Raw genomic sequence first — 23,681 nt, forward strand, 5'->3', positions numbered from 1 at the left:
AACATATGACATAAACCAATGAATAAACATAAAATGCGAACTAAATATTTTCTTTTATTCTTTTTGATCATCGGAACCTTGGCGGCATCTTCCAAGCCAAAATCAAACTTTACATTGTGGCAGCTTCCGTCGCAAATTAATACCATCGGCAATTCGTATGTTTTTAAAATGAGCGATGGGAAAGTGGCGGTTATGGATGGCGGAGTATCGGAAGAAGCGGATTATTTGCGGGGTTTTTTGGCGGCGCTGGGTAATCATGTCGATATTTGGTTTATCAGTCACCCGCATCCTGATCATATTGGTGCCATAACCGAAATATTAAAAGAGCCCAAGGGCCTCAAAATTGATCTGGTGGTGCATTCCGGGTTTTCTCCGGAACACCGGAAGACTGAGCCGGGCAGCACCGAAAAAGCAAACGGTTTTTACGAAGCACTGGCACAATCCGGCATTCCGCAGGAAAATATGACGGTACCGGGAAAAGTTTTTCAGCTCGATCAAACCCAATTTAAAATTTTAGATGTGAAAAACGAAGAAGTTACGGTAAATCCTTTTAACAATTCGTGTATGGTTGTACGGGTATGGGATGCTAAAAAATCGATGGTGTTTTTGGGCGACAGCGGAGCAGAACAAGGCGATCGCCTGTTAAACGGTCCTTTCCGCGATGAGTTGGATTGCGATTACCTGCAAATGGCGCACCATGGTCAGCAGGGAGTGAGCAAAGAATTTTACCGGACCATCAAATTCAGCGCTTGTTTATGGCCTACGCCATCGTGGGTGTACAACAACGATGCAGGAAAAGGCTTCAATACCCATATTTTAAAAACCATTGAAATACGTGATTTGGTAGATTCATTGGGGATAAAAGAGCAATATATCAGCTTTCAGGGCTTAAGTAAAATTGACTAGCAGATAACAGGACAGGCCGAAAATGGCATTGAACAATAACCTATAACTCTTGGGGATGTAGTATTTTTATGGACTACACAAAAACATAATGGAACAATGACAAAATTACCTTTCAAAAAACTACTGACCTTTATTATGGCGATATGTGCGACAGCTTTTTTCGGTTTGAATGCTAACGCGCAAAATCGCTGGGAATTAGCTCCCGACGGAAAGATTACCTGGAAAATTAGCGATAAACTTCCGCATTCCGATCATATCGAGATGAGTGGCGACAGTATCTCCGTTATTCTGAATTATACGGTTATTGCCGATCGTTCATTTAAACTTGAACGAAAATTGGTGTGGCCCATGCTGCGCACTATTCCCAATAATACCCATGCCAGTTTAATTCGTTGGGTGAACGACGATTGCCTCTCGAAAGTGCTGGTAAATGGGAAAGCCTTACAAAACATCGAAACCACGAGCCTCGCACACGGCGGACTGATGGAAGTGAAAAGTTCATCGGATCAGGTGGAGCTGGTGCGCACCCTGTTCCCGTCTACAGAACATCCGGCGTATTTCGAACATTATGTGCTGACCAATAAATCGAACGATCGATTGGCGCTTGAAATTCCCGATTACACGATAATCACTTCCACCGATCCGGAGCGGGGAGTAGAAGGAAGTTATAAAATTCTGACAGAAGTGGAAGGCGGAGGATTCTATGCGTTAAAACCCGGAGAATCGGTTGAATGGAATATGCGTATTGCTGCCAAACCTGAGACCGGGAGTTTTGCTTCGCAATCGGTGAGCGTGGAAAAACAATCACGCGAAAAACTGGTGGCTTCCTGGTGGAACAACCTGGTGCTCGAGACTCCCGATGAGGTATTGAATCGCGCTTTTGCTTTTGCCAAAATACGAGCTTCCGAAAGTATCTATAAAACCAAAGGCGGCTATATGCACGGTCCCGGAGGTGGCGCCTATTATGCTGCCATTTGGGCCAACGATCAGGCTGAATATGTCGGGCCGTTTTTCCCGTTTCTGGGCTACGAAAAAGGGAATGATTCGTCGCTGAATGCTTACCTGCATTTTGCCCGGTTTATGAATCCGGAATACAAACCCATTCCAAGTTCGATTATTGCCGAAGGAATCGACATCTGGAACGGTGCCGGCGATCGCGGCGATGCTGCGATGATTGCTTATGGCGCCTCACGTTTTGCACTTACTTTGGGCGACCGGGAAACGGCTGAAAAACTCTGGCCGCTGATTGAATGGTGCCTCGAATACAACAAACGAAAACTGAATGATGGCGGCGTAGTTTCTTCCGATGCGGATGAGCTGGAAGGGCGTTTCCCGGTCGGCGATGCAAACCTGTGTACTTCAAGTTTGTATTACGATGCCTTACTCTCGGCTGCAAAGTTGGGAAAGGATTTGGGAAAAGATGCCGCTCAGCTCAAAACCTATCAGAATGAAGCAAAAACACTAAAAAGCAATATCGAAAGCTTTTTTGGACGGAAAGTGGAGGGCTTCAACACGTATCGCTATTACGATGGCAACGATGTGTTGCGCGCCTGGATTTGTATTCCGCTGACGGTGGGTATTTACGACCGGGCAGAAGGCACCATCGACGCCTTGTTCTCGCCACGTTTGTGGACTGATGACGGACTGGCTACGGAAGCCGGCGATAAAACGTTCTGGGATCGTTCCACCTTGTATGCCCTGCGTGGTGTGCTTCAAGCCGGAGAAACCGAAAAAGCCATGGAATTTCTGGAGTATTATTCGCAACGAAGATTGCTTGGCGAACATGTTCCGTATCCGGTGGAAGCTTATCCGGAAGGTGGTCAGCGCCACTTGTCGGCTGAAAGCGGGCTGTATTGCCGCATTTTTACCGAAGGTTTGTTTGGCATCCGGCCAACCGGACTCTCAACCTTTGAGTTGACACCGCAGCTCCCGGAAGGTTGGGATAGCATGGCGCTTCGGAAAATTCATGCATTTGGCGAGGTGATGGACATTGAGGTGCAACGGAAAGGAGCTGGCATTCAGGTAAAGATTATTGCTTCAGATAAAGCGATTTCAAAGAATTGCAAAAATGGAAAAACCATACAGATTAACCTGTAATAAAAAGACAACCAACTCAACCTGACCGGAATAGCCGGCAGCCTAAATAAAAAAGGATGACAAACAAAGTAGTACTCATATTTACCGCTTTCATACTTACATTTAGTTGGTGTAAAGCGCAGTATCTGCAACGGGAAATTCCCGAATTTGGGAAATGGATCAGCAATTGTGAGGCAGAATCGACCGACAATGCTGATAGGTACTCCAATCACCCGGCTCCTTTGTTTCGCAGAGCGTTTGCAACACAGACGCGAATAAAAAAAGCTACCCTTTTTATTACGGCTGCCGGATATTACCAGGCCAGTTTAAACGGAGAGAGAATAGGCGATATTTATCTCGATCCGGCTTGGACCGATTTCAGCAAACGAATTTATTTTTCAGAATTCGATCTTACTGAAATGATAAAAAAAGGGGAGAATTGTCTGGGTGTTACCGTCGGAAATGGATTCTATAATCCGCTGCCCATGCGCATGTGGGGAAATCTCAATCTTCGGGATGCATTAACAACCGGTATTCCCGCCTTTACAGCTGTTTTACGGCTTGTTTACGACAATGACAAAACGGAAACAATTCAGACCGATGAAACCTGGAAATTTGCGGATGGCCCCCTCTTAAAAAACAATGTTTACCTGGGAGAGTGGTACGATGCGCGCCTGGCCCCAAAAGGCTGGAATACCCCGGATTATAATGACTTGGAGTGGACTGCCGCTTGCGTGGTGAAATCGCCGGGAGGAGAACTTTTACCTCGCTTTTTCCCACCGATAAAAGTAACCGAAAGAATATCTCCTTTAACGATTCGCTCATTAGCCGACGGACTTCAGATGGTTGACATGGGCGTCAATTTTGCGGGTACTTATAAAATCAGACTAAAAGGAAAAACCGGGGATACCGTTTCATTTCGATTTGGCGAACGTATTTACGATGACGGTACGCTTAATCCGATGACGAGCGTTTGCGGGCAGATTAAGCGCGAAGGAACAGGAGGTCCGGGTGCTCCCGATATTGCCTGGCAAGCCGATACTTATGTGTTTGGTGATGATCAGGAAATCTGGTACTCACCTGAATTTACCTTTCACACCTTTCGCTACATGGAGATTAGCGGCCTGTCGTATCCGCTTTCGGTGGATGACCTGCAAGGACTGGCGCTTAATACTGCAGTAGAAGAAACCAATCATTTCGAGTGCTCTTCTGAGTTGCTGAACAAAATACAGGAGATTTCGGTCCGGACGTTTAAATCCAATTTGCAGGGGGTGCAATCCGACTGTCCGGCACGCGAACGATTTGGCTATGGAGGGGATATAAATGCGGTAGCCGAATCATTTATTTATAATTTCGATATGCACTCTTTTTATCGTAAAGCGATTTACGACTGGGTGGATGCGATGAACGATTCATCGTTTGCCGATACTGCTCCTTTTGTTGGCTTGAAATATTGTGGCATTAGCTGGGAGTCGGCATTTCTGTTTCTTCAGGATGAATTGCTCAAAAATTACAACGACACCGGAATTGTTCGCGAACTGTATCAACTCGATCTGAAATGGATGGAGAAAGCCGATCGCTTGATTCCCGGATTGATCGTAACTGAAGGCTTGGGCGATCACGAATCGTTAATACCGGTTCCTGTTCAGATAACCGGAACCTGTCATTACCTGAAAGCCGCCAAAGTGATGAAAGAATTTGCGGCATTGATGAATGACCGGATAAATGAGGAGAAGTTTGCGAAGCTGGAAAGCGCCATCCGAAACGAACTTTACGAGAACTTCTGGAGAAATCCTGATGCTGATCTGACAAAAGTAAACAAGCAGACACTGTATGCCGCCTTGCTGGTTTCCGGAGTTATTCCTGAAAATGAAAAACAGGCTGCTGTTGATTCGCTCGTTTCGGCAGTTAATGAAAACGGGCACGGACATTTTACAACGGGAATTTTTGGAACCTACTTCATATTGGAAGCTCTTTCGCAGGCTGGTTTATCTCAAATGGTTTTTGATATTGTCAACAGTCCTGAATTTCCGGGATGGGGATACATGGTGGAGAATGGTGCCACCACGCTTTGGGAAACCTGGAAAGAAAGTGACAATGTCTATTCGAACTGTCACCCCATGTTTGGCAGCGTTTCCGGCTGGTTTTTCCGCTGGCTGGGCGGGATTCAACAGGATGCAAATTCGAAAGGATTTAAGCTTTTTCATCTTGTGCCGCAAACTCCGGAAGGATTGAATTTTGCAAAATGTTCGTATAAAACACCTTATGGCCTTATTCGGTCGGAGTGGGAGCGAAAATCAAACGGCAAAGTGATATATCGGATTACCGTTCCGGAAGGAACAAAGGGCGTTTTAAAAATAAAGTCGCCGGGAAAACCTGAAGTAAGAATCGATACCGGAGCAAAAGAAATGAAACAGGAAGGGAAGAGGGTAAATGAGTTTTATTTGATGGAGTTGGAAGCTGGAAAATATGAAATCGCATCAAGTAAGTAACCCATTTTTTTTGTGACGAAAGATCTAAACCAATAAAACAATTAATATGAGACAATTAAGGACTATGCTTTTTGTGCTGTTTTTGCTTAGCCCGTTTTCCGGGCAGCTGATGGCACAACAGGTAAACAGCGATCAGTGGGTAGCAACCGACGCGCTTGGACGTGAACTGTGTACCTTCGAAAATGCAGGAAATGAGAAGAAAGACAAATTCATCGCTATGTTTTACTGGACCTGGCATCAGGGAAACGACGACACAACCTACCAGGTAAAAAACATTACAGAAATTGTACGGAAATATCCCGAGGCAATGAAGGATTATCATCATCCGGCCTGGGGAACCAAACAACCCGGATTTTTCTACTGGGAGCAGCCTTTGCTGGGCTACTATAAAACCACCGATCCGTGGGTGCTGCGCAAACATGCCGAGATGTTGGCCGATGCAAAAGTCGATGCAGTATTCTTTGATTGCACCAACGGTAGCATTACCTGGAAAGATTCGTACGAAGCACTCCTGAAAACATGGGATCAGGCGCAAAAGGACGGTGTGAATGTGCCCAAAATAGCGTACATGCTTCCTTTTGGCCCGGTTCCACATGCATTGGTTTCGCTTCGTCAGCTATACCGCGATGTGTACAAACCCGGCCGGTATAAAAACCTGTGGTTTATCTGGAAAGGAAAACCCTGCATCATGGGCTATCCCGATAATCTGACCGATTCGGAGGAAGACCGAGAGATTGCCGAGTTTTTTACGTTCCGTCCCGGACAACCCGACTATGTGGATGGTCCCACACGCAATGATCAGTGGGGATGGCTCGAAAATTATCCGCAACATGGTTATGTAAAAGGCGAAAACGGCAAGTTTGAACAGGTGACGGTGGGAATTGCCCAAAATGCCAGCCCCGAAACCAAAGGTCATTGCAGCGCTTTTAACCTGCCCGGATCGTTTGGCCGTAATTTCACTCAGCGCGATGGTTTTGATCCTCGCGTGGAAGGCTACTTGTACGGTTGGAATTTTATGGAGCAGTGGGACCGTGCTTTTGAGCTCGATCCTGAACTCGTTTTTGTGACCGGATGGAATGAATTTATTGCCGGACAGTGGTTGCCCAAAGACAGCTGGACAGGCGATCCTTTTTCTTTTGTGGATCAGTTCGACTGGGAACGAAGCCGCGATATTGAACCCAATAAAGGTTGGGGAGACCGCGGAGATGTTTACTACCTCCAGTTAGTCGACCAGGTGCGGAAATTTAAAGGAATGGCAGTACCCGAGGAGGCTTCTGCTGCAAAAACCGTGAAGCTCGGAAAAGCCGATGACTGGGCCGATGTGAAACCTTATTTCGCGCATTACATGGGTAATACCATGCATCGCGATCACCGCGGACGTTACGATCAGTACTATGTAAACAACACCGGGCGAAATGATATTGCCGGCGCTAAAGTAGCCCGCAATAATCAGAATATTTATTTCTATGTGGAAACAGCAGAAAAACTGACTTCCAAAACCGACAGGAACTGGATGATGCTTTTTATTGACAGCGACCGCGATAAATCCACCGGCTGGAATGGCTACGATTTTATCGTAAACCGCATAAATCCGGATAAAAAAGCAATCGTGGAAAAAAATGTGGGTAACCGCTGGGAATGGGAAAAAGTAGCCGAAACCAATTATGCGGTTAACGGAAACAAGCTGGAGCTGGAAATTCCCCGCGCAGTGTTGAACCTGCTTGGTAAAAACGTTGACATTGAGTTTAAGTGGAACGATAATATGCAGGAAAACGGAAACATCATGGATTTTTATGTCAACGGTGATACCGCACCCGGTGGACGTTTCAATTTTGTATATGCTGAATAAATAAGATCAAGCCAACTAAATGTATATGAACCTAAAAATTTTCTCAAAAAAATACCTGATTGCTTTTATTTTACTGTTAGTAACGGTCGGTCAGGCATTTCCTCAAAACCTGGAAACTACCGGCAACGCCAAATGGATTTGGTATCCGGGCGATTTTGAAGTGTGGCTGCATACCCAGGTAGCCGGGAAACGGCAGGAACGCGGTCAGCCTTATCCTCCGTTTTGGCGCGTGGATGTGCCTTATCCGGTAATCCGTTTCGAAAAGCAGTATGAACTTGAAACGCCTGAAACGGTTAAGATTTATGCTGATGGTCGCTATTATATGCGCATTGATGGCGTTATTCAAACGGATTTCGATCCGCAGAATTTTACGCTGCCAGCCGGTAAACATTCGCTGTTATTTCTGATTGAAAACTACAAAACTTTTCCTTCGCTTTTAATTCAGGGAAATCATGTTCGTACCGATAACAGATGGACGGTAACCAATCAGGACAATTCGTATTACGGTGCGGCATCGGCCGATTTCGCCAAGCCCGATGCACCACCAGCCAGCTTTAGTTTGGAATATACGCCCATTACAGCCAAAGTTATTCAGCAGGATAAAAATGCACTCTTGCTTGATTTCGGAAAAGAAACTTTTGGAAAAGTGGTGGTGGAAAAACTAAAAGGGCAGGGCCGGCTGAAGTTATTTTATGGTGAATCGAAAGAGGAAGCTTTGGCAAAAACAGAAGCCGAAACATACGACTACCTGGACATTAATCGCCAATTTACAACCGATGAAACCACCGATACGCGGGCTTTCCGATACATTTATGCCGTTTGGGACGAAGGGGTTTCTTTTCAGGAAATCACAGCCTTGTACGAGTACCTTCCGCTGGAACAGAAAGGAACTTTTGAATGCTCGGATTCTTTGTTGAACCGGATTTATGACGTGTCGTTGTACACACTGCAACTGACGACACGTGAATTTCATCTCGACGGAATTAAACGCGACCGCTGGATTTGGAGTGGCGATGCTTTGCAAAGTTACCTGATGAATTTCTATTCATTTTTCGACGAGGGCGTGAACACGCGCACCTTGTATGCTTTGCGCGGACACGATCCGGTTAAAATGCACATCAATACCATTCTTGATTATTCCTTTTACTGGATGATCGGCATCTACGATCACTTTTTGTACACCGGCGACAGCGCTTTTGTAAAGCAGATTTATCCGCGGATGAAAACACTCATGGATTTTTGCCTGGAACGGACCAATAAAAACGGTTTTGTGGAAGGCCTTCCCGGCGATTGGGTATTTATCGACTGGGCGCCAATCGAAAAAGACGGAGAAATAAGTTTTCAGCAGTTGTTGTTGGCCCGAAGTCTGGAAGCCATGGCTTTGAGTGCCGAAATTGTCAACGATCAGGCTTTTGCCGAACGTTGCAAAAAGCAATCGGAAACGATCCGGCAGCAAATTGTGGATGTTTTCTGGAGCGACGAGCGCGGTGCTTTTCTGCATAAACGCAAGGATGGCGTATTGGACAATACCGTCACCCGCTATGCCAACATGTTTTCCATTCTTTTCGGTTACGCCGGCAACGACATGATCGGCAAGATTCGCGATAACGTGATTTTAAACGATGAGATTCTGAAAATAACCACGCCCTACATGAAGTTTTACGAGCTGGCTTCGCTTTGCGAAATTGGCGAGCAGCAAAAAGCCATTGAGTTTGTGAAGGACTACTGGGGCGGCATGCTTAAGCTGGGGGCAACTTCGGTTTGGGAGGCTTTCGATCCGGAGCAATCGGGAGCCGAGCATTACGCCATGTATGGCCGGCCGTTCGGAAAAAGCCTTTGCCACGCTTGGGGCGCCAATCCCATTTACCTGTTTGGGAAATACTTGCTGGGCGTAAAACCAACTTCGCCGGGGTACAACGATTACGTTATCTCACCTTCGCTCGCCGGCCTGGATTGGATAAAAGGGAAAGTGCCAACGCCTTCCGGAGCCATCGAAATTTACATGGACAAGCGGGTGATCAACGTGAAAACCATTGACGGGAACGGTATATTGCGCATCAAAAGTAAAAGCAAACCAAAAGTGAAAAAAGGCATTGATGTGCGTGCCCTGGAAGGTGGAATCTACGAGATTGTACTAAATACCGCCGGAGAATATGAGGTGCGCTACAATTAATTTATTTCCGAAGAAATAGAAATGCAATCAACTATAAATCAATACAAACAATGAAAACAATTTTATCATTATTTACCGCTTTTTTTATTGGATTGACCTTGTTGGTTTCCTGCGGGAAAACCGAAAGTGAATCCACTAAAAAAATGGAAACAGCCTTTATTAATCCGCCCGATTCGATTCAAACCAGTTGCTACTGGTACTGGATTTCAGATAATATCTCAAAAGAAGGAGTAGAAAACGACCTGATTTCGATGAAAGAAGCGGGTATAAACCGTGCTTTTATTGGCTACATCGGGCAGGATGATGTGCCTTACGGAAACGTGAAAATATTCAGCGACGAGTGGTGGAACATCCTTCATGCAGCGCTAAAAAAAGCAACCGAGCTCGACATCGAAATTGGAATCTTCAACTCGCCGGGCTGGAGCCAGTCAGGAGGTCCCTGGGTGCAAGCCGATGAAGCCATGCGCTATTTGGCGACTTCTGAATTGCACGTAAAAGGTCCGCAAAAGCTGAGCAAAAAGCTGGAAAAACCACTTGAGCCTTTCCAGGATGTAAAAGTGATTGCATACCCCGAACCCAAGTTTTACGAGCAAAGTTTTGATGCTCAAAACGGAAAGATTACTTCATCGCCCAGCGTGCAGGGATTGACAAAAATTGCCGATAAAAATACAGCTACAGGGGTTAATTTTCCGGCCAAGGGCGATTTTACCATCGATTTTGAAGCGAAAACTCCGTTTACTGCACGCAGTCTTTCGGTAACTTCCATCGAAAAAGGAATCAATAACCCGGCTGTTCTCCAGGTAAAAGAAAACGATGGAAACTACCGTACGCTGGCTGAATTTGCCATCGACCGCTATAATGCTTCGTTAAATGTGGGCTTTAAACCCTACGCGCCAATCGTTGTGTCGTTTCCGGCCGAAACAGCCACTTCGTTTCGCCTTGTCATCAAAAATGTAAATCCGGGAATGGGCCTTGCTGAAGTTGCGCTTTCATCGGCTCCGCGGGTGGCACGCTTCCCTGAGAAATCACTGGCGAAGATGTACCAGACACCACTGCCTTACTGGAAAGAATACCAGTGGCCCGGGCAAGCAGAACCCGAAGTGAAAGATGCGGTGATCGACGCTTCTAAAGTGATCGATCTAACTGCTCAAATGTCGGCTGATGGTACTTTGAACTGGGAGGTACCCGAAGGAAACTGGGTAATTCTAAGAACCGGCATGACACCTACAGGCGTGACCAACGGGCCGGCATCGCCGGAAGCAACCGGTTTGGAAATCGATAAAATGAGCAAAAAGCACGTTGAAAAGCATTTCTATGCCTACATCGGCGAAATGCTGGAACGTATTCCGGAAGCCGACAGAAAAACGTTTAAAGTGGTAGTTCAGGACAGCTACGAAATGGGAGGCCAGAATTTTACCGACGGTTTTCTGGACGAATTTAAAGAACGATATGGCTACGATGCATTGCCGTTTTTACCGGTTTACGAAGGTTTTGTGGTAAACAGCCAGCTTGAGTCTGACCGCTTTTTGTGGGATATGCGGCGCATGGTGGCCGATAAAGTGGCTTACGATTATGTGGGTGGCTTGCGCGATGTGAGTCATAAACATGGGCTGAAAACCTGGCTCGAATGTTACGGCCACTGGGGATTTCCGAGCGAATTTTTAATGTATGGCGGACAGTCGGACGAGATTGGCGGCGAATACTGGAGCGAAGGCGAGCTGGGAAACATCGAAAACCGGGCCGCAACTTCCTGCGGACACATTTACGGGAAAACAAAAATTTCTGCCGAATCGAACACGGTTGCCGGCGGTTCTTTTATGCGCTATCCGGCGATGTTCAAACAGCGCACCGACCGCTTTTTTGCCGAAGGAATCAACAATACCTTGTTACATGTTTACATTTCGCAGCCTTACGAAGACAAAAATCCGGGGGTGAATGCCTGGTTTGGCAACGCTTTCAACCGGAAAAATATCTGGTATCCGCAGCTCGACGTGTTTGTGGATTACCTGAAACGTTCAAATATGATGCTTCAGCAAGGTTTAAATGTGGCTGATGCAGCTTATTTTATTGGCGAAGATGCGCCCAAAATGACCGGAATTACCGATCCTGCTTTGCCGGTGGGCTACCAGTTCGATTATATGAATGCCGAAGTAATCGAAAAATACATGACGGTTAAAGACGGTTTGATTACGCTTCCGCACGGAACACAATACCGGATATTAGTATTGCCAAAACTGGAAACGATGCGTCCTGAATTACTGGCTAAAATCAATCAGCTGGTAAACGAGGGAGCCGTTGTAATGGGACCAGCCCCGCTGCGTTCGCCCAGTTTGCAGAATCAACCGGAAGCCGATCAGCAACTGCAGCAAATGGCTGCTGAATTGTGGGGCGATGTGGATGGCCTAACCGTAAAATCGCGAAAAGTGGGCAAGGGTATGATCCTGAATGGTTTGTCGATGGAAGAAGCTTTTGCATTGATGGACTGTATTCCTGATTGTAAACTTCCGAATGATAACAGCATTCATTACGGGCACCGTACGATGGATGGCGCAGAAGTTTATTTTGTTGCCAACCAAACGGATAAAACAAAAGTGGTTTCTCCTGAATTTCGCGTAAGCGGCCTCCAGCCCGAGCTATGGAATGCAACCACCGGTTCGGTGCGTGACCTTCCGGCTTACGAACAGTTGGAAAATGCCACTGCCGTACCGCTAAAACTGGCACCTTACGAAAGTGTGTTTGTGGTATTCCGCAAAAAGGCAGGCAAAGCAAAAGCGCAGGGCGTGGAAGCGAATTTCCCGGTAGCAAAAGTTTTGGCTGATATGAGCAAAGCCTGGAAAGTACAGTTTGACCCATCGAAACGCGGACCGGAAGAACCGGTTGTTTTTGAAACACTTCAGGATTGGTCGAAATTTTCTGACGAGCGCATCAAATATTACTCGGGAGCCGCATCGTACGAGCAAAGCTTTCGTTTGGATGCTGCACCAACAGCCGAAAACATAGTATTGAGTCTGGGCGATTTAACCGCCATGGCCAAAGTGTATGTAAATGGAGAATATGCCGGAGGCGTGTGGACTCCTCCTTATCAGATCGATATTACCAAGCTGGTAACTGCAGGTGAAAATACATTAAAAATTGAGGTGGTAAATACCTGGGTAAACCGCTTGATCGGCGACTTAAATTTGCCGGAAGATCAGCGTGAGACCTGGTGCCCGGTAAATCCGTATAAAGCCGACAGTCCGTTGCAGGCATCGGGATTATTCGGGCCGGTTACTGTTTCCGAAGTAAAATACTAATTCTCATTTATTCAGGTGCAATCAACCGATTGCGCCTGAATATACTGTTTTGCGCAGCGTTTAATTCAACCAATATAACCAATGAAACGAATACTGATTTTAATAAGCTTTACAATTTTGGCAGTTTGGCAACTCCATGCACAGTCGATCATTCTGACCAGTGATGAGCAACTCGAAGCTTTGACCGATCCTGAACAAAAGCTGGACTTATCGCTGGGGTACAATAAATATGTCCGCAGCCTGCGCGAAATTTGTGAAGAAGGACAACGACGCGGATCAAAAGAGATCAATCTTGCTTTCGATGAGTTTTTCAGGCAATACAGGAACGACACCGGAGCCGAGCGGAAATTAACGCCCGATATGGATGCCTATGTCGATAAAATCAAAATCGTGAGCGACTTCGCAAAAAAATATGACCTTGGGCTTTGCCTGAGTTTGCTAAGCCCGCTGGAACTGGGACAAGCTTATAAAAAACAGACCGGCAACAGTGGTCGCTGGCTGGCTTACAAAGTTGGTTTTAGGGATCCAAAAACCGGAAAATTTGATATTTCAATCTGGCAGCAACTTTACTGGACCAATAACAAAGGCAAATCGCCGATGGTGCTGAAAGGTGTTAAAGCTTATGCTTTTAAGGAAAGTGGCGGCGATATCCCATTTAGGGTGGTGGAGCCTGAAAACATCGTGCCTTTAACCGATGTGCAGTATGAAGCGACGGATACTATGAATTATGCAGCACGCGGAATCGGACAGAGCATCGACATGCGGCATCTGCAGGTATTTGGCGAAAAAGCTGAATATCCGGGTTACGACCGAGTGCTGGTGATGCTTGAATACGAAACGCAGGAAATGGATTATTTTAATGCTGATGCTCCGGTATTTCTAAAGTCGCTGATGGATAAATACCACGAAAAGGGAGTGAACCTAACCGCTTTGTATTCTGATGAAATGCACATTCAACAGGATTGGAGCTATTTCAGCCATCATGAAAACGGACAGTTTGCCGAACGCTATCTGAGCCAAAGCTTTTCGGATACCTATTCTAAAAAATTCGGACAACCTTTCGATGATAAATACCTGCTTTATTTTGTCTTCGGAGCGCCGAATTACGAACCATTTGCGCAGTCGGTAATCAATGTGCAGTACGTTATGGGGCCGAATCCGGAAGATATTCACCGTACTTTTTTGCTGCGTGACCGCTACTATAAGTTGCTCAATAATGGCGTAGTGGATTTGTTTAAGGATGCAAAAACGTATGCTGAATCTCTTTTTAAACGCGAATTAAGAACGAGTGCACATGCTTCGTGGGCGGAAAGTCCAACCATCGATTTGTGGAATACCGAGAAACAACCGGGCTTTGCGAATCAGTATGAATATACTTCGAATTTTATCTGGAGTAATACCGTGCACCAGGCATCTGCTGCGTGTTACGATTACTTTAAATGGGGAGAATACCTGGAGCCTACCGGTAACGATTTTGCCGAATGTGGCTGGAGTGACCGGAATTATTATGGTGCTGCAATGGCAACTTCAATTGGTGTAATTAACAAATACCCCAATGCTTACGCTGCAGCTTGGGGATTCCCGAAGGAAGCCCTTGAACGCAGAATGGCGATCAACCATGCTTTTGGCGCACAGCCTCCCCGCGATATTGAGATGATGACCGGCGGCGTTCACCGTGATGTGGAAGTACTTGCCATCTACCCCATGAGTCTGGTTGCGGTTGAAGAACGTTTTGGTAGCTGGATGACCCAGTATGGTTATGCGAATTACCTCTCGGCTGCCAAGCTGCTGCAGATGGGAAAACTGCAGGACGATGGCAAACTGGCGGTGAAAGACAAAAGTTATGGCACTGTCGTAGTATTGTTTGAGCCGCTTCCGGAAAAAGGATTGCTCGACCTGCTTGCACAATTTGTTGAAAAAGGCGGGAAAGTACTCTGGTATGGAACGCCTCCGATGCTCGATTCCGAAGGAAAAGATTGCACGGCACAATGGCAAAAACTTGCAGGTGCGACTTATCATTTCGATAATTATATGGGCGAAATTGCTGCCGGAAAAGAAGTTGCGTTTTCGGGAAGCTTTTCGCAGGTGCCAACGCAAACCATCCTGACCGACTTTCTGGTCGATCGCATTTATCCTGTTGATCCCGAAGCAGGCGAAGTGGTTGCCCGTTGCGATGGAAAAGTGGTTGGCGTGAAAAATAAGCTTGGAGAAGGTGACTTTTATTATTTGGGATTCCGTCCGCGCGACGACCAATCGAAAAGCCTGGGTTACGAAACACGCACTTTGTTCGAAAACCTCAATGCTGCCGGCGCTTATCCTCCGTCGGGTGCCATATCCGGAATTAATGACAATCCTTCTGTGGTTTCGCGTACCTCCGAGTACTTTGTTACCACCTTCCCGAATACAACGACCATGGTTGTTCGCCACTATCGCACACACCGCGAAAACTGGGAAGGGGGCTTTTCCCGCAATGCTGAACATGATGCGCAGGCATTGGCGGTAAATCCTTTGCCTACCGATAAAATTGAACTGGACGATGCCGCCATTAACGGGCATCGCATTACGTACAACGGGCGCTTGTGGATGGCATTCCGAACGAACGAAAACAGACTGTCTGCTTTTATCGGAAACAATTGCAATGAAATCACCATCGATGGAAAACTCTATCACTTTACCGATCAGCCTCTTGCGAAGCTTGTTTTTATTCCTGAAAGTAAGGAGAAAAACACGCTGTATCATGTTCAGGTATCCGGCCTCGGGAAGGTGAAATTGCCCATTGCTCCGGGAAAGAAAAGTGTGAAAGTGAAAGTCGGAAAACAATCAGTTCCGTTTAAAGCGACGAATGACGAAATCGAACTGGAAATAGGAGAATCGCTTTCCGGCAAATGGATAACAGTAGTGCTTTAAGTGTAACCCATAAAGAAATGAAACCAATGAAAGTAATCACAAATCCTGTTCTCTTCCTTTTCCTGTTTGGACTCGGACTGGTAAGTTTTTCCTGCCAAACCCGTGAAGAGAAAGACACAACTTCCATAGCGGAAGATAAAAATAGTTACTACCGCGATATTTTTCCTGACACCTGGGTCGCCAACGATGCCTTGGGAAGGGAGATGCCTTCTTCTGATGAAGTTGGTCCCCGGAAAGATGATCAACGCCGGGTAGTGGGAATCTTTTACATAACCTGGCACACACAGGGGCTGGCTAAGCTGGAGCAACCTTATCGTGCCGATGTAACCAAAATACTGGAGAAAGATCCGTCGGCACGACTAAAAGCCGACCATGAACTGTGGTACACCAATTCGTATCACTGGGGAGAACCGGAAATGGGATACTTTTTAAGTCAGGATGAATATGTGATTCGAAAAGACATGTCGATGCTGGCCGATGCCGGAGTTGATGTGCTGGTGATGGATGTAACAAATGCAGTACGTTATTGGGATGAATGGGAAGTTACGTTCAGCACGATGCAGAAAATGAAGGCCGAAGGAAACAAGGTGCCGCAGTTTATTTTCTGGGCTTTTAACGGTCCGGTAATTACAGTTGTTCAGGATTTGTACGATCGTATTTACAAAGAGAAAAAGTACGAGGATCTGTGGTTTTACTGGGATGGGAAACCGCTGCTACTTTATAATGGAAAACCAGCCATGGATGCCAACGGTGGCGGGGTGAAAAATCCAAATCCGCACTACGATGCTGCTGCAAAAACTGATGAAAACCATCTGCATTACGGCGACCCGGATTATGCGGAAGAATTCTATACCGATTATACCAAAGAGGTAAAAGACTTTTTTACCTTGCGTACCATGTGGTGGGGCTATTACGAGTGGGCCGGCGAACGTTTTGTTGGCACCGAAGACAACTGGAGTTTTGGCTACAGTATGGCCGATCCAAAAGTAAAAGCGCTGAAACCCGAAGAGCTTCTTTCCACACATCAGGGCAAACGCGAGCAGGCAGCCGTTACGCCGGCACAGCACCCGGTAACCATGACCAAAGAAAATATGGGAGTGGGAAAATCGTGGTCGCGGCAATATGGCGAACCGCCATTAAATGAGTATGATATGCCCGATTCAGCGTATGTTCCGTGGCTGGGAAAAACGGTGAGCCATCCAACTGATTATGGTATTTATTTCCAGGAACGCTGGAATGAAGCGATTGCAGCGAATCCCGAATTTCTTTATATCAACGACTGGAACGAGTGGACCGCCGGGAAATATCAGCCCGACGGAGGCGGAACAACACCCTGGCTTGGACGCGATAACCCGTTCTTTTTTGTCGATCAGTACAATGCTGAATTTAACCGCTGTATTCATCCGATGAAAGGGGGTTACACCGACAACTATTACATGCAAATGGCGCAGAATATTCGTCGCTACAAAGGAATCAGACCGATTCCCGAGCAGGAAGGATATGATAAGATGAAGGCTGACGGCGATTTTTCAGATTGGGAAAAAATACAGAATGAATTCCGTGATACGCAGGGCGATATTTTTCACCGCGATGCGATAGGATATGCCGGCGTTCAGTATACCAATAATTCGGGGCGGAACGATATTATAACTGCGAAAGTTGCTGTGGACAAAACGAACATCCATTTTTATGCGGAAACTTCAAACGAACTGACGGCGCACAGCGATAACAACTGGATGCTGTTGTTGATCGATGCCGATAAAAATCCTGAAACCGGCTGGTATGGCTACGATTTTATTGTCAACAAAAAAGTCCTTGATGAGAAAACCACAACGCTGATGCGTTACCAGCAAGATAATGCTGCTCAACCCTGGGCGGAAGTTGCCACACTCGATTATCGGTATGCCGGGAAAGAACTGGAATTGAGCGTTCCGAGAGCACTGCTAAACCTGGAAGGAAACGCGGTATCGTTTGATTTTAAATGGGCTGATAATCCGTCAGAACTCGAAGACCCTATTTCGCTGTGCTTAAACGGAGATACGGCTCCCAACCGCAAGTTTAATTACCGGTTGATTTGGAGAAAATAATTTTGAAGATCAGTCTTTTCGAAAAAAATGAAATATGAATAATAGGAGAAATAACATAAAAAAAGCAGCAATTGGCAGCTGTTTGTTTGGGATATTATTCGCTCTCAGTTTGTGTACAAATAAGGTACAACCTGAAAACGATTATACCGTGGCTGCATTTTACTGGCCTGCATATCATTACGAACCCAGGGCTGAATTTTTGTTCCCCGATAAAAAAGGAGAATGGGAGATCATTTACAATGCTGTTCCAAAAGAAGAAAACCACGCGCAACCTAAAGTTCCCGAGTGGGGTTATGTTGACGAGGCTGATCCAGTTGTAATGGACAAAAAAATTGAAACAGCCGTCGAGTATGGTGTGGATGTTTTTATTTTCGATTGGTACTGGTATGAAGGGCACCCGTTTCTGGAGGACTGCGTAAACAACGGATTCCTGAAAACCAATAACAATCGGATGAAGTTTTATCTGATGTGGGCCAACCACGATGCCACTACCTACTGGGACGTTGATAATCCCAGTATCGACTCAATAATATGGCCGGGAGAAGTGGATCGGGAGCAATTCAATATTGTGGTTGATCGGGTGATTGAAAACTATTTCAAAAATCCGTCTTATTATAAAATTAATGGAGAACCGGTATTTTGCATTTATGAGTTGAATACACTGGTTCGCGGACTGGGAGGAGCACAGGAGACCAGAGAGGCATTGGATTATTTCAGGCAGAAAACGATTGAAGCCGGATTTCCGGGACTGCATTTGCAGGGGATTCTGTGGTCAGCTCTTCCCGCGTCGCTTGAAGGGGTACCGGCCGATAATGTGAAAAGCCAGGATGATGTTTTAGCTTATTTGGGATTCAACAGCCTGACCAATTATTGCTGGGCGCATTTGCAACAGCCCGACGGCGATTATCAAAAATGGGGCGATGCTTCCACTGCGATGTGGAGCAGTTTTAGCAAGGATTTTAACGTTCCTTATTTCCCGAATGTAACGATTAGTTGGGATGCCAATCCACGCTTTTTATTCAAGGCCGATTACATCACAAATTCAACACCCGAAAAATTTGAAAACTATCTGAAAAAGGCAAAAAAATACGTCGACGAACATCAGCTAAATCCTAAACTGATCACCATCAATGCCTGGAACGAATGGTCGGAAGGAAGCTACCTGGAACCGGACACGGTTTGGAATTACGGTTATCTCGAAGCCGTGAAGAATGCCATGAATACGAAAGAAAAGTAGCATGATGCGAATTACGAATGAAAATCTGAAAAATATAAAAATGCACAATCCACTTACTAATTTACTGGTCGTTCTCTTTTGTTGTATTTCGTTTTTCGGATGCGCCGAGAAAGGAACAGACGAGAAAAAAATAAGCACTGGCTTGTCAGAAGAGATCATTGTACAGCCTCTGGCGGGAACCGATGAGTTGGGTAGAATCTTACCGCTGAACGAGAGTGTTGGAAATCCAAAATCCAATCGTCAGGTCGGGATCTTCTACTTTCTGTGGCAGGGCGATAAAGGCTCGCCAACTTCTGAAAAGTACTGGGATTTAACCGAGATTGTTCCGGACCACCCGGAAGTTTTGGAAGATGTTACTCATCCGCAATGGGGAACAACGAATTATGGCGGGTATTATTTCTGGGGTAAGCCTATCTACGGTTATTACCGGGGCGACGACTACTGGGTGCATTTGCGCAGTATGCAGCTGCTCGCTGATGCACAGGTCGATTTTCTGGTCCTTGATGCCACCAATACCCTGATTTATCCTGAACAGTCGGAAGCATTAATGCAGGCCATTGAAGACATTCAGACACAGGGGATAAAAGCGCCCCGGATTGTTTATTACACGAATACCGCTTCGGGCAACACCATGCAAAATATTTACAATACTTTTTATAAAACGGGAGCGCCGCATTATCATCCGTCAACCTGGTATTATCTGGATGAAAAACCGTTGATCGTCGGAATATCAGATGAAGCCGCCGGAAAAGATTACGAATCGTTCTTTACCTTCCGCGAATCGCAATGGCCCAATGTTCCAGTGTTAACCAATGGCTGGCCCTGGATCGAATTCAAACGTCCACAACAGGTTTACAGCAACAATAAAGGCGAAAAGGAAATCATCAATGTATCGGTTGCACAGCACCCCGATGTGCCTGCTGGAATGGGGGGCTCGGCTTTCTACGGCAACAGCAATAACTGGGGCCGCAGCTACCGGAATGGTTCTCCGGGAAATCCGGAACAGGATATTCGCTATGGTTACAATGCACAGGAACAATGGGACTTTGCACTCAACCAAGATCCTCCGTTTATTTTTATCACCGGCTGGAACGAGTGGATCGCCGGAAGATGGCCCAGCCCGGATGGCAATCCAAAGCACTCTTTTTTCTGCGATCAGGCCAGTCCAGAATACAGTCGCGATATTGAACCTACCCGGTCTGCCGGATTAAACGACAACTACTACATGCAAATGGTGGCCAATATTCGCCGTTACAAGGGAGTTGCAGCCTTACCGCAATCGGTGAAACCAAAAACCATCCGTAAAATGGAAGATTGGGATGATGTGGCTCAGCTGTATACCGATTATACAGGCGACACAAAAGAACGTAATCATCCCGGGGCAGAATCGAGCCCGGAACGGATGTATACGAATGTTACGGGCCGCAACGATTTTTCGCAGATGAAAGTGGCCAGCGACGATCAAACGATTTTCTTTCTGGCGCAAACCAGCGAAGCAATTACCGGCGAAAAGACAAGTAACTGGATGAATCTTTACATCGATACCGACAGAAATGCAAAAACCGGTTGGCTCGGTTATGATTTTCGCGTGGCAGAAGGAAATCAATTGCAGCAGTACGCTAATGGAGCGTGGGAGAATGTTGCGGAAATTGATGTGGAGACGGATAAAAACAAGCTGATGTATCCCATTCCGCTTAAGCTGCTTAAACTCGAAAACAAACCCAATATTGAATTCAAATGGTCGGATAACATGCAGGATGAAACCGATCCTTTGGACTGGTATGTGAACGGAGATGTGGCACCGGGCGGACGTTTTAATTTTATTTATACCCTTGAAAATGAATAACAACAATAGAAAATTACAGTATTGCCTTTTAATTATTTCCATTTTGCTTTTTTCTGCCTGTGCGAAAGAGCAGGCCCAATTAAAAGTGGAAGAACTACGGTGTTGCAACCTGGTTAATCCCGAGGGGATTGAAAGCCCTTTGTTGGGCTGGAAAATCAAAACACAGGAGCAGGGACTGGTTCAAAATGCCTGGGAAATCCAGATCGCCAGTTCCCCGGAACAATTGCAAAAAGGGAAAGCCGATGTGTGGAATTCTGGAAAACAACTGTCGGATCAGCAATTTGATATCATTCCAGAGGGGGTAGCTTTCGAGGAAACCGGAAAATATTTCTGGCGGGTACGCATCTGGGATGGAAACGGTTCGATAAGCTCCTGGAGCGAACCGGCAAGCTTTTCAATCGGTTTGCTGAACGAAAATTCCTGGACAGGCAAATGGATTAGCTATCCGTATTCAAAAGAGCGGCCTTTGCCTTATTTCAGAAAAACCTTTCAAACCGGTGCCGCGCAAGATGCTGCCGTGGAAAGAGCCACCCTGTATTTTTGCGGGCTGGGTGCCGGAGAACTTTACCTGAACGGCCAGCTGGTGGATTCAACGCGGTTTTTAGATCCGGCTCAAACCAATTACGAACAATATGCCTTATACAGTACATTTGATGTAACGTCGCTGCTTGAAAAAGGAGAGAACTGCATGGGTGTTATGCTCGGAAACGGTTGGTTTACTCAGGATGCCGCCTGGAACGGAGCGCCGTTTAGTTACGGTCCGCCCATGCTGAGAGCCCAGCTGGTGGTTTTCTACAACGACGGATCGAAAGACATTATTGCCAGCGACGAAAGCTGGACATGGCACGAAGGTCCGGTACAAAAAACAAACATTTACATGGGCGAATCGTACGATGCCCGCAAAGAAATCAAGGGCTGGAGTACAGCCGGTTTTCAGGCTGAAAACTGGCAGCCGGCGCAGTTGGTTGAAAACTCGGCCCCGCCGGTATTGAAGGCGCAACTGATGCACCCGATTCGGAAAAAAGAAGTCATTTCGGCTGTAGATATGTGGCAGGATGCATCGGGGAACTGGTTTTTCGATTTTGGTGCGAATGCTGCCGGAGTGGTTCAGTTGCAGGCAGAGCAGCCGGCGGGAACGAAACTCAATATTAAAATGGCAGAGGAGCCCCAAAAAGATGGCGGGCTTGATTATTCAACCCTTGGCTGGATTCACCACGGAAAAATATTTGAGCACGAGTACGTTTGCAAAGGAGAAGGAATGGAAAGCTGGAGTCCGCGTTTTGCGTATCACGGATTTCGCTATGCCGAACTGAGTGGTTTTACGGGAAAGCCGGACTTGTCGACACTGAGCCTGGTGGTGGTGCACAGCGATGTGGAAAATACCGGTTCTTTTGAGTGTTCTGAACCACAGATCAACCGCTTGCACGAACTGGCCATGCGCACGGTCTTTGGCAATTTACACGGGATCCCAACCGATTGTCCCGACCGTGAAAAATGTGGCTGGCTGGGCGATTCGCATGCCTATGTAAAGATGGCGAACGTCAATCTGCAAATGAATAATTTCTGGGAAAAATACCTCGAAGATATTCGCTCGGGAGCTAATCCGAAAGAAGAAAAAACTTTGTTTCACGAACGATTTAATACCACTTTTTATTTTACCGAAAAACCTTCCGGATTGCCCTATATGATTGCTCCCGGCAAACGGCTTTGCGGCGTGGCTTCGCCCGATTGGGGAACGGCGCTCGTTCAGCTGCCTTGGTGGTTGTATGTGTATTACGGCAACGCTGCGGTTCTTGAGGATTATTATCCCGAAATGAAAACGTGGACCGATCATGTGGCAAGCCTGGCTTCCAATCCCGAACGAACATCGAACTACAACAAGGAAACCAAACACATTGTCTACCAGGGCCTGGGCGACTGGTGTCCTCCCGGTGGCAATGAAATGATGGATACACCGATTGAATTTACATCAACGGCTTTTCACTACCTCGATGTTTGTATCGTTGAGCAGACTGCGCGTTTACTGGGTTTTACTGCTGATGCTGAGAAATATGCCAGTCTGAAAAAAGCGATTGCCGGCGAAATGGTGGAAACGATGTACAATGAGTCAGAAAAAACATTTGGCAGCCAGACCGCTGACGTGATGGCCTTAGATTTTGGACTTGTTCCTGCGGGCGATGAGGAAGCGGTAGCCCAGGCGGTGGTGCGCAATATGACAGAAAAGCACGATGGTTTTATGAACTGCGGAATATTCGGAATTGGCCGCGTGGGTAGCATGTTGGCGCGTTACGGACAAGCTGAAGCTGCCTTTAAAATGTTTACAAAAACCGGTGAAAACAGTTTTGCCCGAATGTGGGATAAAGCGGGGGCAACATCGTTGTGGGAAACGCTTCCGGTAAGTGAGGCCAGCGAAGAAAGTGGCCGGGAGGCTTCACACAACCATCCGATGCAGGCGGGATACGACATTTGTTTTTATGAAGACATGGCTGGCATTCGTCCCGATGCTTCCGCTTACAAAGTGATTCGCTTCGAACCCTTGTTTATGGATTGGATGGACTGGGCCAAAGCAAGCATTGAATCGCCCTATGGTAGCATTGTCAGCGATTGGAAACACATGGCGGACGAAGTGGAATGGAACCTTGAAATTCCGGCCAATTCATCCGGAATAGTTGCTTTGCCGAACGGAAAAAAGCTGAACGTCAACGGAGCGTCTTTGGATGAAAATACCTTTGCGGTAGCAGAGAAAAAAGACTCAAAAACTTTCTACCATTTTCCATCCGGCAGCTTTCAAATTCGGATAAGTGATTAGTCAAAA

11 protein-coding genes are annotated in these 23,681 nt (G+C 46.4%); all 11 read left to right on the forward strand.

All coding sequences use genetic code 11. From position 1 onward, the window contains the following. The first annotated feature begins 33 nt into the window (after positions 1-33). The 11 genes from MR764_RS05050 (at position 34) to MR764_RS05100 (ending at position 23,675) form a co-directional block, all read left to right on the forward strand. The gene (locus tag MR764_RS05050) at positions 34-906 is read left to right on the forward strand and encodes an MBL fold metallo-hydrolase (protein ID WP_247978310.1); all 873 of its coding nucleotides are present in this window, start codon (positions 34-36) and stop codon (positions 904-906) included. A 96-nt stretch (positions 907-1,002) separates the two neighbouring features. Further along, positions 1,003-3,003: a hypothetical protein gene (locus MR764_RS05055; RefSeq protein WP_247978311.1), complete on the forward strand. Its 2,001-nt coding sequence runs from the start codon at positions 1,003-1,005 to the stop codon at positions 3,001-3,003. Between the two features lie 56 nt (positions 3,004-3,059). Continuing rightward, the gene (locus tag MR764_RS05060) at positions 3,060-5,474 is read left to right on the forward strand and encodes a family 78 glycoside hydrolase catalytic domain (protein ID WP_247978312.1); all 2,415 of its coding nucleotides are present in this window, start codon (positions 3,060-3,062) and stop codon (positions 5,472-5,474) included. Positions 5,475-5,520: 46 nt separating this feature from the next. Then, positions 5,521-7,323, forward strand: coding sequence for a hypothetical protein (locus MR764_RS05065; protein ID WP_247978313.1), 1,803 nt, complete (start codon positions 5,521-5,523; stop codon positions 7,321-7,323). A gap of 25 nt (positions 7,324-7,348) precedes the next feature. Beyond that, the gene (locus MR764_RS05070; RefSeq protein WP_247978314.1) at positions 7,349-9,496 is read left to right on the forward strand and encodes a hypothetical protein; all 2,148 of its coding nucleotides are present in this window, start codon (positions 7,349-7,351) and stop codon (positions 9,494-9,496) included. Positions 9,497-9,546: 50 nt separating this feature from the next. Continuing rightward, entirely contained in the window at positions 9,547-12,789 is a 3,243-nt protein-coding gene (locus MR764_RS05075; RefSeq protein ID WP_247978315.1) for a glycosyl hydrolase, read from the forward strand. 81 nt (positions 12,790-12,870) lie between these two features. Further along, a complete protein-coding gene (locus tag MR764_RS05080) occupies positions 12,871-15,696 on the forward strand; it encodes a hypothetical protein (RefSeq protein WP_247978316.1) in 2,826 nt (941 codons plus the stop codon). Positions 15,697-15,722: 26 nt separating this feature from the next. Continuing rightward, positions 15,723-17,783: a hypothetical protein gene (locus MR764_RS05085; protein WP_247978317.1), complete on the forward strand. Its 2,061-nt coding sequence runs from the start codon at positions 15,723-15,725 to the stop codon at positions 17,781-17,783. A 34-nt stretch (positions 17,784-17,817) separates the two neighbouring features. Then, entirely contained in the window at positions 17,818-19,020 is a 1,203-nt protein-coding gene (locus tag MR764_RS05090) for a glycoside hydrolase family 99-like domain-containing protein (RefSeq protein WP_247978318.1), read from the forward strand. A gap of 1 nt (position 19,021) precedes the next feature. After that, a complete protein-coding gene (locus MR764_RS05095; RefSeq protein ID WP_247978319.1) occupies positions 19,022-20,866 on the forward strand; it encodes a hypothetical protein in 1,845 nt (614 codons plus the stop codon). Beyond that, the gene (locus MR764_RS05100; RefSeq protein ID WP_247978320.1) at positions 20,859-23,675 is read left to right on the forward strand and encodes a family 78 glycoside hydrolase catalytic domain; all 2,817 of its coding nucleotides are present in this window, start codon (positions 20,859-20,861) and stop codon (positions 23,673-23,675) included. Before MR764_RS05095 ends, MR764_RS05100 begins: the two co-directional genes overlap by 8 nt. The last annotated feature ends 6 nt before the right edge of the window (positions 23,676-23,681 follow it).

The organism is Maribellus sp. YY47 (assembly GCF_023111095.1).
Classification (GTDB): domain Bacteria; phylum Bacteroidota; class Bacteroidia; order Bacteroidales; family Prolixibacteraceae; genus Draconibacterium.

Excerpts from the sequence above, each read along its gene's own strand:
- MR764_RS05085 (WP_247978317.1), top strand. The coding sequence starts at position 15,723 with ATGAAAGTAATCACAAATCCTGTTCTCTTCCTTTTCCTGTTTGGACTC.
- MR764_RS05060 (WP_247978312.1), top strand. The coding sequence starts at position 3,060 with ATGACAAACAAAGTAGTACTCATATTTACCGCTTTCATACTTACATTT.
- MR764_RS05095 (WP_247978319.1), top strand. The coding sequence starts at position 19,022 with ATGATGCGAATTACGAATGAAAATCTGAAAAATATAAAAATGCACAAT.
- MR764_RS05050 (WP_247978310.1), top strand. The coding sequence starts at position 34 with ATGCGAACTAAATATTTTCTTTTATTCTTTTTGATCATCGGAACCTTG.
- MR764_RS05100 (WP_247978320.1), top strand. The coding sequence starts at position 20,859 with ATGAATAACAACAATAGAAAATTACAGTATTGCCTTTTAATTATTTCC.
- MR764_RS05065 (WP_247978313.1), top strand. The coding sequence starts at position 5,521 with ATGAGACAATTAAGGACTATGCTTTTTGTGCTGTTTTTGCTTAGCCCG.
- MR764_RS05075 (WP_247978315.1), top strand. The coding sequence starts at position 9,547 with ATGAAAACAATTTTATCATTATTTACCGCTTTTTTTATTGGATTGACC.
- MR764_RS05080 (WP_247978316.1), top strand. The coding sequence starts at position 12,871 with ATGAAACGAATACTGATTTTAATAAGCTTTACAATTTTGGCAGTTTGG.
- MR764_RS05055 (WP_247978311.1), top strand. The coding sequence starts at position 1,003 with ATGACAAAATTACCTTTCAAAAAACTACTGACCTTTATTATGGCGATA.
- MR764_RS05070 (WP_247978314.1), top strand. The coding sequence starts at position 7,349 with ATGAACCTAAAAATTTTCTCAAAAAAATACCTGATTGCTTTTATTTTA.
- MR764_RS05090 (WP_247978318.1), top strand. The coding sequence starts at position 17,818 with ATGAATAATAGGAGAAATAACATAAAAAAAGCAGCAATTGGCAGCTGT.